This window comes from Robinsoniella sp. (genome assembly GCF_034124845.1).
The window spans coordinates 1-10,624 of the sequence record NZ_JAWYAJ010000549.1; the positions used below are offsets into that span (position 1 = coordinate 1).

The 10,624-nt window shown below is 43.0% G+C and carries 5 protein-coding genes and 1 pseudogene; all 6 read left to right on the top strand.

The window, feature by feature from the left end; genetic code table 11:
- A partial coding sequence (locus tag ACH2DQ_RS27285) for a discoidin domain-containing protein (protein WP_395028699.1) occupies positions 1-2,014 on the top strand: 2,014 nt, incomplete at its 5' end.
- Between the two features lie 116 nt (positions 2,015-2,130).
- A complete protein-coding gene (locus ACH2DQ_RS27290) occupies positions 2,131-8,100 on the top strand; it encodes a beta-N-acetylglucosaminidase domain-containing protein (RefSeq protein WP_394913726.1) in 5,970 nt (1,989 codons plus the stop codon).
- A 185-nt stretch (positions 8,101-8,285) separates the two neighbouring features.
- A complete protein-coding gene (locus ACH2DQ_RS27295; RefSeq protein ID WP_394913727.1) occupies positions 8,286-8,447 on the top strand; it encodes a hypothetical protein in 162 nt (53 codons plus the stop codon).
- 32 nt (positions 8,448-8,479) lie between these two features.
- Positions 8,480-9,505 (top strand): hypothetical protein, encoded by a 1,026-nt coding sequence (locus tag ACH2DQ_RS27300; protein WP_395028700.1) that lies wholly within the window; start codon positions 8,480-8,482, stop codon positions 9,503-9,505.
- Positions 9,506-9,649: 144 nt separating this feature from the next.
- A complete protein-coding gene (locus ACH2DQ_RS27305) occupies positions 9,650-10,120 on the top strand; it encodes a DUF1648 domain-containing protein (protein WP_394913729.1) in 471 nt (156 codons plus the stop codon).
- 231 nt (positions 10,121-10,351) lie between these two features.
- Positions 10,352-10,624: pseudogene (locus ACH2DQ_RS27310) on the top strand (L-lactate dehydrogenase); the annotation flags it as partial.

The window sequence follows — 10,624 nt, forward strand, 5'->3', positions numbered from 1 at the left end:
TGTAGGACAGGCTGAAAACTTAAACGGCAGTATGTTAAAAATAAGCGGCGGTGAGAGTTATGCAGCCACTCCGGTTGAACAGCTGGGCTCAGACGGAAATATGCTTTCCTTTACCCTTAAAATGGATGAAGTAAAGCCCGGTCAGATTCTATTCGAAGAAGATTCACCATACGGTACACATGATATCCGTATTCTGGAGAACAACAAACTGGGATATACCCAGGAATTGTACGAATATGAATTCAACTTTGTTCCGGAAGCCGGAAAAACCTATCATCTGATTCTGCGTGTAACTCCTCAGAAGACAGATCTGTATGTAAATGGGACATTTAATTCCTCGGCAAAAGGTTCTTTCACCAATAAAGGACTGGTGAAGAAGACCAATATTTCAAGCAGTTCGTTTGTGCTTCCTCTTGAAAGAATTGGTTCCAAAACAAATGCATTTAAAGGGTATATTGATAATGTCAGCGTAACTAAGAGCTATGATATAAACGATCCTTCCCAAATTCCAACCAGTGGCTGGACCGTATCCTCTGACAATGAGCAGGCATTGACATCGGATGGGAATGAAGGACCTGTATCACTGGCATTTGATGGTAATCCGGGAACAATCTGGCATACCCAGTATTCGCCGTCCATGAAAAATCTGCCGGCAACCATTACCATTGATATGAATCAGGTAAACCGTATTCATGAATTTGTATATCTGCCCCGTCAAAGTGGAGGAATAAACGGTATTGTAACCGGATACGAGATAAAGGTAAGCCTGGACGGAAGCAATTATGAGGTGGTTGCAAACGGAACACTGCCGTCTGACAGTAACTCCAAAACCATATCCTTTGATCCGGTGGATGCCAGATACGTACAATTTAAGGTTACTTCAGGTGAAGGCGGCTTTGGTTCGGCAGCGGAAATCAATTTGAATCAGCCGGATTCAAAGGGAGAACTTCGGGCACTGCTGACGGATGTATCCGGGATCCTGCGCGGGAAATATACCCAGGAGAGCTGGAATGCATTTAAATCGGCATACGATGTAGCGATGGGAATAATGAACAATCCAGACACCTCAGAAGCAGAAATCACACAGGCTGTTGCTGACTTACAGAATGCATTGGCGGCGTTAGAAGAAAAAGATCCCCAGCCTGCAGTAGACAAAACCGCCCTGCAGAAACTTTATAACGAAAATAAAGATAAAGTCCAGGGAGATTATACAGATGAAAGCTTCCGTGCATTTAAGGATGCGTTGTCAAAAGCAAAGAATGTACTGGATAATCAAAAGGCATCTCAGGAAGAGGTAAATAAGGCTGCCGCTGACTTACAGAATGCATTGGCGGCATTAAAGAAAAAAGATCCCAAGCCGGTGGTAAATAAAACAGCGCTGCAAAATCTTTACCAAACCTGTAAGAATTTAAAGGCTTCTGATTACACCAGCAATTCCTGGAAGAAATTCTCCGGTGCACTGGCGACCGCAGCAAATGTAATAAATGACCAGAAAGCAACGCAGGCAACTGTGGATCAGGCATACAAGGCATTAAATACAGCCAGAAATGAACTGGTTAAAGTAAAACCGGTTCCGAAAAAAGGCAGCACTCACAAGGTGGGAAGTGTAAAATATAAGGTAACTGCTTCCACATCCAAAACAAGGACTGTGACGGTATGGCGTCCTGCGAAAAAGAACAGTACGAGTATCAAGATTCCATCAACCGTCAAATTAAACGGCTATTCCTTCAAGGTTACGGAAATATCCGATAAGGCATTTAAGAACCAGAAAAAGCTGAAAAAAGTCATACTGGGAAGCAATATCAAGAAAATCGGTAAAGAAAGTTTCCAGGGATGCAAGAAATTAAATCGTGTGACGATTTCTTCAAAGGTATTAAAATCCATTGGCAAAAATGCATTTAAAAACACCGATAAGAGGATAAAAGTTACGGTACCAAAGAAAAAATACAGCAGCTATAAAAGATTGCTGAAAAAAGCAAACATTTCTAAAAATGTCAGATATGTTAAAAAATAATCCATGAAAGGGTCCGGGCGTGTTTGAAGGTGATTTTATACCTTCAGGCACGTTTCGGACAGGGTTATTTGATAAATCCGGCAGATGAATCGATAAAGCAGATTGGGGGATTAAGAATGAAAAGATTGAGAAAAGCGCTTAGTTTTTTACTGATTATTGTAATGACCATGACATCGGTGCAGCTAAGTGGGATTTCTGAAACGCTTCAGGTATCGGCTGCAGAAAACGCAGCATATGAAATATATCCCACGCCTCATGACGTGGAGTATCCGGATGGCAGTTTTACGCTGTCAGATGAAGTAAATGTTATATTTGGTGAGGGTATAGACCAGGCAACGAAAGATAAAGTGGACGATGTTCTGAAGACTGCAGGTGTAACACATGTGGTTACGGATGCTACCGTTCAGGGAAAAACCAATTTACTGGTAGGGATTCACCGGTCAGAAGGAGCGAAAGATGCTGCGGATCAGTTTGCCGCAGAACATACGGCAGTTTCGGATGATCATTTTAATCAGACAGATGCCTATGTGTTAACCGCGCAGGACAATACCATTGCAGCCGTTGGGAAAGATACCAATGCTGCTTTTTATGCGTTATCCACACTGAAAATGGTTTTGCGCCAGATCACCGGAAAACAGCTTCAGAATTTTACGGTTACAGACTTTTCTGACACCGGGCTGCGGGGATTTATTGAAGGGTACTATGGATTGCCCTGGTCCAATGAAGACCGCATGAATCTTATGAAATTTGGAGGGGAAATCAAATGCAACGCTTATGTATTTGCTCCAAAGGATGATCCCTACCACAATTCCAAATGGAGAGAAATGTATCCGGAAGAAAAACTGGCTGAAATCAGAGAGATGGCAGAGGTAGGCAGGAAATCCAAGTGTGAATTTGTCTGGACCATCCATCCTTTTATGAGTGACCGTATTACAGAAAGCAATTATGATGACAGTCTGGCAACTATTAAAAAGAAATTCCAGCAGCTCTATGATGCAGGGGTACGCCGTTTTGGTGTGCTGGCTGATGATGCAGGAGGAGTATCTGTAAATCTTATTGCCAATCTGCTTAATGATCTGACGGACTGGTGCAAGAGTAAAAACGATGTAGGAGATATCCTCTACTGCCCACCGGAATACAACTGGGCTTTTGCAGGATACAGCTGGACCAATTTAAGAAATGCAAATCAACTGGTGAACGACGATGTAGACTTTTTCTGGACGGGGCAGAGTGTCTGCGGACATGTCACAAAAGAAACGGTGGATGGGTTTGTAAATGGCCTTACATCCGATGCAAAGGCGGGAAGAAAACCGCTGTTCTGGCTGAACTGGCCGGTAAATGATATTAATAAAGTGCGCATGCTCATGGGAAAGGGCGAGATGCTCAACACAGATGTAACAAACCTGGCAGGGGTCATTACCAATCCCATGCAGCAGTCAGAGCCATCTAAGGTTGCGATATTTGCAGTTGCCGATTATGCCTGGAACATTCAGGGCTTCAATCGGGATAAGAGTTGGGCGGATTCCTTTAAATACGTGGAACCGGATGCTTCTCAGGCGTTACATACCATGGCGAAGCATTTATCAGATCCGGCACCAAACGGGCATAGCCTGGTTCTGGGAGAATCGGAAGAACTGGCACCACTGCTGGAAGAATTTATGACCCTGTATCAATCAGGAGCAACCATTCAGGAAAAGGGAAGCCGTCTGGTGGAAGAATTCCAGAAAATAGCCGATGCGGCAGATGCATTTGAACGGGATTCCCAAAATGAAAACCTTAAGGCGCAGCTTTCACCCTGGACAGATTCCCTGAGATATCTGGCGAAAGCAGCAATCAATTATATCAATACAGCAATCGCCTATGAAAATAATGACTATGAAAATGTATGGAGCTACTTCTCGGAAGCATCCAGTTACTACGGTTTGTCCAAACAATGCCCGGTGGTAAATATCGATTCTGTCCCAAATGTAGAAGCAGGGGCAAAACGCCTGATTCCATTTGTGAAGAACATGTCTGATGTACTGGGTCCAAAAGTAAACAGTGTTGTAAATCCAAATGCGGATAAGACAAGACCGTTTGTGCCGCTGGATGCAGAACTGATGAAATCAGACGGGATTAACGGCACTTATAATGAATATACCGAAGGCAAGGCAACCGATAAGGATGATACTACCTTTGCCTGGTTCAAAACTACGCCAAATGATTCTTTTCCGGCAGGGGGGTGGCTGGGTCTTGACCTTGGAAGGGAAGTAACCCTTGGAACCATTAAATACCTCCAGGGTGGAACCACTACGGCGCAGTCAGATCTGATATCAAGTGCTGTACTGGAATATTCCCTGGATGGAGAAAATTATACGGAACTGGAGTCTTATAAAGATAAGAGGGATATTTATTTTAACGCGGAAGAGCTTGGGATTAAGGCGAGATATGTGCGGGTAAGAGCAAAGGCAGCCACAGGGAAATGGCTGGCGGTACGGGAATTTGCGGTAAGCGAAGGAGAAGTGCTGCCATCCACAGTAGCCTATACAAATGTGGCATCCTTAAGCCGAAGAAGTGTTACTACTACAGCCGATACAGCTGACTTATCTGTAAATGACCGTGATCTTACGCTTGGGAAGAACCAGTATCTGGGTATTATGCTTCCCAGAATCCGAAATATAATGGAAATAAATGCAGCGTACACCCAACAGAATAAACTGACGATGGAAGCCTCTGTCAACGGAACCGAATGGCAGACAGTAGATCCCGGCAATCTGACCGGAGGACTGGATGCAAGGTATATCCGCCTCATCAACAGCAGCAAGGATCCCGTTACGTTCCAGCTGTCCCGGTTTACCATAAGATCAAAAGAAATTGCAGCACCTCAATTTAGGGAGTCCAATATTGCAGCATCAGCTATTACCAATGGGGATCAGGCAGTAGACGGGGACCGCAGCACAAAGGCAAACTTCAGTGTATCACAGAAGGAGGGTCAGTATATTATCTATGACCTGGGCCAGACAATTACTTTGAAAAAACTGAAAATGGTACAGCATGACAGTGAAGTGGATTTTATCCGCAATGGAAAGATATCCGTTTCGGCAGATCTTGAAAACTGGACAGATATCCTGACAATCGGCAATCCGGATAAAGATCCGGGTCAGGTAACGATTGATGAATGTTTCCCGGATCACGAAATATCTTATTACACGTTATCAACAGCAGAACCGGTAAATCAGGATGCAAGATATATTAAGATATCGGTGACCAAAGATTATAATGCAAGATGGATTCGTTTTAATGAGCTGGAGATCAATGACAACGAGTATATACCCGTGGAAAACAACCCTTCATTTGTGACTACTGATGTGGAGGAAAAAGGACACCGCCCCTCTTATCTTACCGATAATGACGTGTCCACAACCTATCGATCCTCTAAGAAAGAAGGAGAAGGAAGCCTTACTTACCGGGTGTCAGGCAATACCAATGTGACAGGCATTACCATTTTGCAAAGCCCCAATACCATTTCGGATGCAGATGTTTCCGTACGTTACGGTAACGATGCATGGAAGAGCATTGGTACATTGGACAAGAGCCTGAATGTATTCGAAGATTTGGGACAGGATGTCAGCAATGTATTTGAGATAAAGATATCCTGGAGCCAAACAGCACCGGAACTCCATGAGATGTATCTGGTAACGGCAGAGCCGGATCCTGTGATACCGGCAGACAAGTCTTCCTTAATTGAAAAATATACACAAGCTTTGGCGGTGGACGGAAAATACTACACCAAAGAAACCTATGCTGCATTGAAAAATGCCATTGATGACGCAGAAGGTGTAATCGGCTATGCAGAAGCTTCCCAGGAGGAGGTGGCAGCTGCCCTGGCTGCACTTACTGATGCGTTTGAAAAACTGGAAGACATACCGGCTGACCGGACAGAGCTTCAGGGAGCAGTAGACAAAGCAAAAGAACTGGATGCTAAGCTCTACACAGAAGAATCTTACCAGGCTGTAACCCAGGCTGTCGCTGCGGCAGAAGAATCTCTGGGAAAAGAAGGAGTAAAACAGAAAGAGCTGGATGAAAAACTGGCGGCACTTGAGCAGGCAGTGAATAACCTTGTAATCAAGGGAACACTTACCAAGATTGAATCCGGCGAATTAAGCGCCACGGCAGGAAGCCAGGAAGGCAGCGGTAGCGACGGCAATGCAGACCAGGCAATAGACGGCAATGAAACTACCTATTGGCACAGTAACTGGTCGGGAAGTGCAGCAGTGAAACCGGATATTCCGGGAAATGTCCGCAATGAATTTACTATTGATGTGGGTAAAAACCGCATTCTCCGCAAACTGGAATATGTACCGAGATCAAATAACATCAATGGAAGAATCCTGGGGTATAAGCTTTATTACAGCCCTACGGAAAACGGGGACGATTTCAGGGAAGTGCCGGGAGGAACCGGAACCTGGAGTGATAACGCCGATAAAAAAGAAGTGGTATTTAATACGGTAAATGCCAGAAGAATCCAGATCCGGGCAACGTCCACCAGAGGGGATTCCGGAAATGACAAATTTATCTCGGCTGCGGAATTCTATGTGTATGAGATTATTCCGGATGAAGAAGAACAGATTTACCATGTAACTTTTGAAGGCGGCGAAGGAACAGTGGGAGAAGCACCGGAATCCATGACAGCTAAGGAAGGAGAGCAGATCACGCTTCCGGATAATACCTACACAAGAGAGGGCTTCACATTTACAGGATGGGCGGATGGTGATGAAATTTATCAACCGGGTGATTCTTATACGGTTCCATCCTACGATGTTATATTTACAGCACAGTGGCAGGAAGTAATCCCGGAGATTTATACAATATCCTTTGAAGGCGGTGAAGGGGCACTCGGTGATGCACCAGTTTCTATTACCGGTGAGGAAGGGGCACCGATAACTTTACCCGACAATACCTTTGTAAAAGCAGGATTTGCATTTAACGGATGGAATGACGGAAACGGAATCTATCAGCCTGGTGATACTTATCATATTCCGGGTATGGATACCGTATTTACGGCGGAATGGATCAGTGATGTTCCGGAGACTGAAGTGACAGCATATTTCGAAGGAGGAGACGGCGCTGCGGGTGAATCTCCGGAACCGGTAACCGTGCTGGCGGGAAGTTCCTTTATCCTTCCGGAAAACAGTTATACCAGAGATGGATTTGTGTTCCAGGGATGGAACGATGGTATGAACACCTATCAGCCTGGCAGCGAGTATAGATTGATCCAGGATATTACCTTTACTGCAGTCTGGGGCAAAAAGCCCATTCCCACATATGTGGTGAGCTTCCATGGAAATGGCGGCAACACCAGTACATCAGGCATAACCGTAAATGAGGGAAGCGTGATATCCGTTCTGCCAACTGCAGCCAGAAGCGGTTATCAGTTCCTGGGATGGTTTACGGCAGCGGACGGTGGTGCACAGTTTACGTCATCCACCAGGGTTACTGCTAATATAACGGTATATGCCCATTGGAAACAGATTGTGGAGGTACCAGCCAAAGTAACAGGATTAAAGACGTCTTACAATAAAACCAAGAGTATTAAAATTACCTGGGAAAAGGCTGCAAATGCCAAAGGATACCATGTATACCGTTACGACAGCCGCAGGAATGAATGGAAAAAGATTAAAACCACGACTTCTAACAGCTATAAAAATACGGGACTGAAAGAAGGAACAAATTATAGTTATAGAGTAAAGGCATACAATCAAATCGGTTCGGAAGTAAAAGAAGGCAGCTTTTCCGACACTTTGAAGACGGCAAGCGCACCTGCAAAACCATCATTAAAAGTAAGCCAGACCGGCAGTAAAAAGGTGAAGATTACCTGGAAGAAAACATCAAGGTGCGATGGAGTAGAGATTTATATGAAGGCTGAAAATAAGAGAAAATATACCAAGATTGCTTCCAAATCCAAATCAGCTTCCAGCCTGAAAAAGTCCGGGCTCAAAAAAGGAACGACTTACCGTTTCAAAATCAAAAGATACAAGAGAGTTGGCAGCAAGAAAATATACAGCAGCTATTCCAGTGTAAAAAAGATTAAAATTAATAATAAATAATCAAAGATGAGAAGGGGCTTCCTGCAGTAATTGCAGGGGGCCCTTTTCTGCGCTAAAAAGAACAGAGAGAGGTATGTTCGGTGAAGTGGAGAAAGTAAAAATATATGGTTGACAATTTTATTCTATCGTAGTAGAATGAAAATATGATATTCTATTGCAATAGAATAATATAAGAAATCATGGAAATGAAAAGAAGAGACGAAGTGGAAGAAACCAATGAAGTGGAAGAAATCAATGAAATGAAAGAAACCAACGAAGTGGAAGAAACCAATGAAGTGGAAGAAACCAATGAAGTGGAAGAAAACAAAAATGAAAGAAATCAACGAAATAAAGAAAACAACGAATGAAGGAAACTAACAAAATGGAGGTAAACAACAAAATGAAGAAAATCAACGAAACCAACAAAACCAACAAAACCAACAAAACCAACCAAATGAAGAGACTGGATAATCAATACGGAAAAGTGAAAAATGCAGGCAAAGTAATCGGAGGGATCTGTGGAGTTGTCGTTCTGGCCGGAATGGCAGTGACAGCATTTGCAGCCGGACAAAAAGAAACAGCAGCAAGTGATGGGGGAGCCGGAAACTTTGGAACCAGTGCAGTGGGAGAAGTCAGCCCAGTCAGAGACGCAGATGCATATTGGATGAAACAAATGTCGGTTTCAGGGTTAGATGCGGCAGATACTGCTGTGAGTTCTGATGATAAGAGTGCGGTGGAAGACATAAAAGGAGATGACACCAGAAAAAAAGCATTAAAAAAATCTTTTCAGGAAGTAAATGATGCATTCCAGAAACAGAAAGCGGAAATGGAGAAAAAGGAGGCTGACTGGAATGACCTGCTTAAAAAAGTAAAAGATTGGAGCAATTCAACATTTCGCAATGAACTAGACAAACTGGCAGAGTCTATGCAGATCATATGTGATCAATTGAGTACAATACAAGATGACTGCTATTATAACCTGGATGCACTTAAATATGGATCCGAACAATATGATGCGGACTATGAAAAATGGGATTCTATTTTTGAAAAAGCGGCTTCTATACAGCGCAGACATTATCTGCAGTTAGACCATGTGTATCAGAAAATAGCAGATGAAACGGTAAAAGCATACGAAAAAAATGGTTTAAAACGTAATGATCAAGACCAGGAATATTACTATAACGGGAAAAAGGTTCGTTATTTTGAGGATGGTGTATGGGATGATCAAAGTTTTAGCGGTTCCATGTCCAGCGGGAACAGCGGTGAAGTAGATGTATTTGCCACACGGGATAAAAACGGGGATTTGACTGGCTTTGAAGTCTATGGAATCGAAAATACGAAAGATTGGGTAAAAGAACACTACAGCATGAAAGAATATTTCTCATCAGGCGGCAGCAGCGACTCTGACCGGGAAAGTGCATCGTAACAGATGCTGTTACTGTGAACATCCAAAGGTTGTGAATAGTAATGTATTTCATACAGGATAAACTGTATCTTGGCAATATCTGTTGAAAAACAGTGCCGCAACAGGATATAATAGGGGCAGAAATGAATAAAGGAGTGATATGCTGTGAAACTGGAAAATCGTATATTCTCAGCATTAATGACTGTCCCGTTTCTTCTAGCCATTGCAGCAATCATTTTTCTGCCGGCTGAAGTTGCAGTTCACTGGAATGCCCTGGGGGAAGCGGACAGTTACGGCAGTAAATTTATTTATCTGATTCTGCCCATATTAACAGGGTTTATGGGACTTTTTCTGAAATCAGTGTTTAAGGCACAAAAAGCATCGGAAGAGCAGAAAACATCCAGGGAAGGTGTATTCGGTATGAACATTGGGACATTGGTATATTTTAACCTTATGGAAGTTGTGTTTATAGCAGGGGCTTATTGCGGAGCAAAGGGAATCCCTATTCCCTCCTGGCTTGGTATTAATCAGGGGCTGCTGATCAGTGGTGTAATAGCAGTGATATCCGGTGTGGCGTCCTGGAAATGGGAACAAAATAGAATCAGAAAAAATAAAAAAAATAAATGGCTTGACTAAGCAGGAGACGGAAAAATCTTCTGCTTTTTTGAGTTTGCATAACATGAAATAAGGCCTATTTTCCCGCTGTTTTTGGGATGTATAAAAATACATAGTTGATTTGTAACTAAAAATGTGGTATAAGTGAATTGTAAAATTTGTGTAAAGTTTATATGAAAATACTGTAAGGCACTAGTAAAAAAATTCTAAATGTGTTATTATCTTCACATTAAAATGTGGAGGTAAGTACAGATGAGTAACAGCTATAAAATTAGTATTCTGGGATCAGGAAGAGTGGGATCTTCCATCGCCTATACGCTGACCGTTGGGGGCGTATGTTCTGAAATTGTTTTAGTTGATATTGCAAAACAGTTAGCAGAAGGAGAAGCAATGGATATTATCCAGGGTACTCCATTCTCAAATTCAGTGAATATTTATTCAGGTGATTATAAAGATGTGGCAGGCTCCGATATCGTTATCGTAACCCTTGGCAGAGCCAGAAAACCAGGTCAGACCAGAATCGAA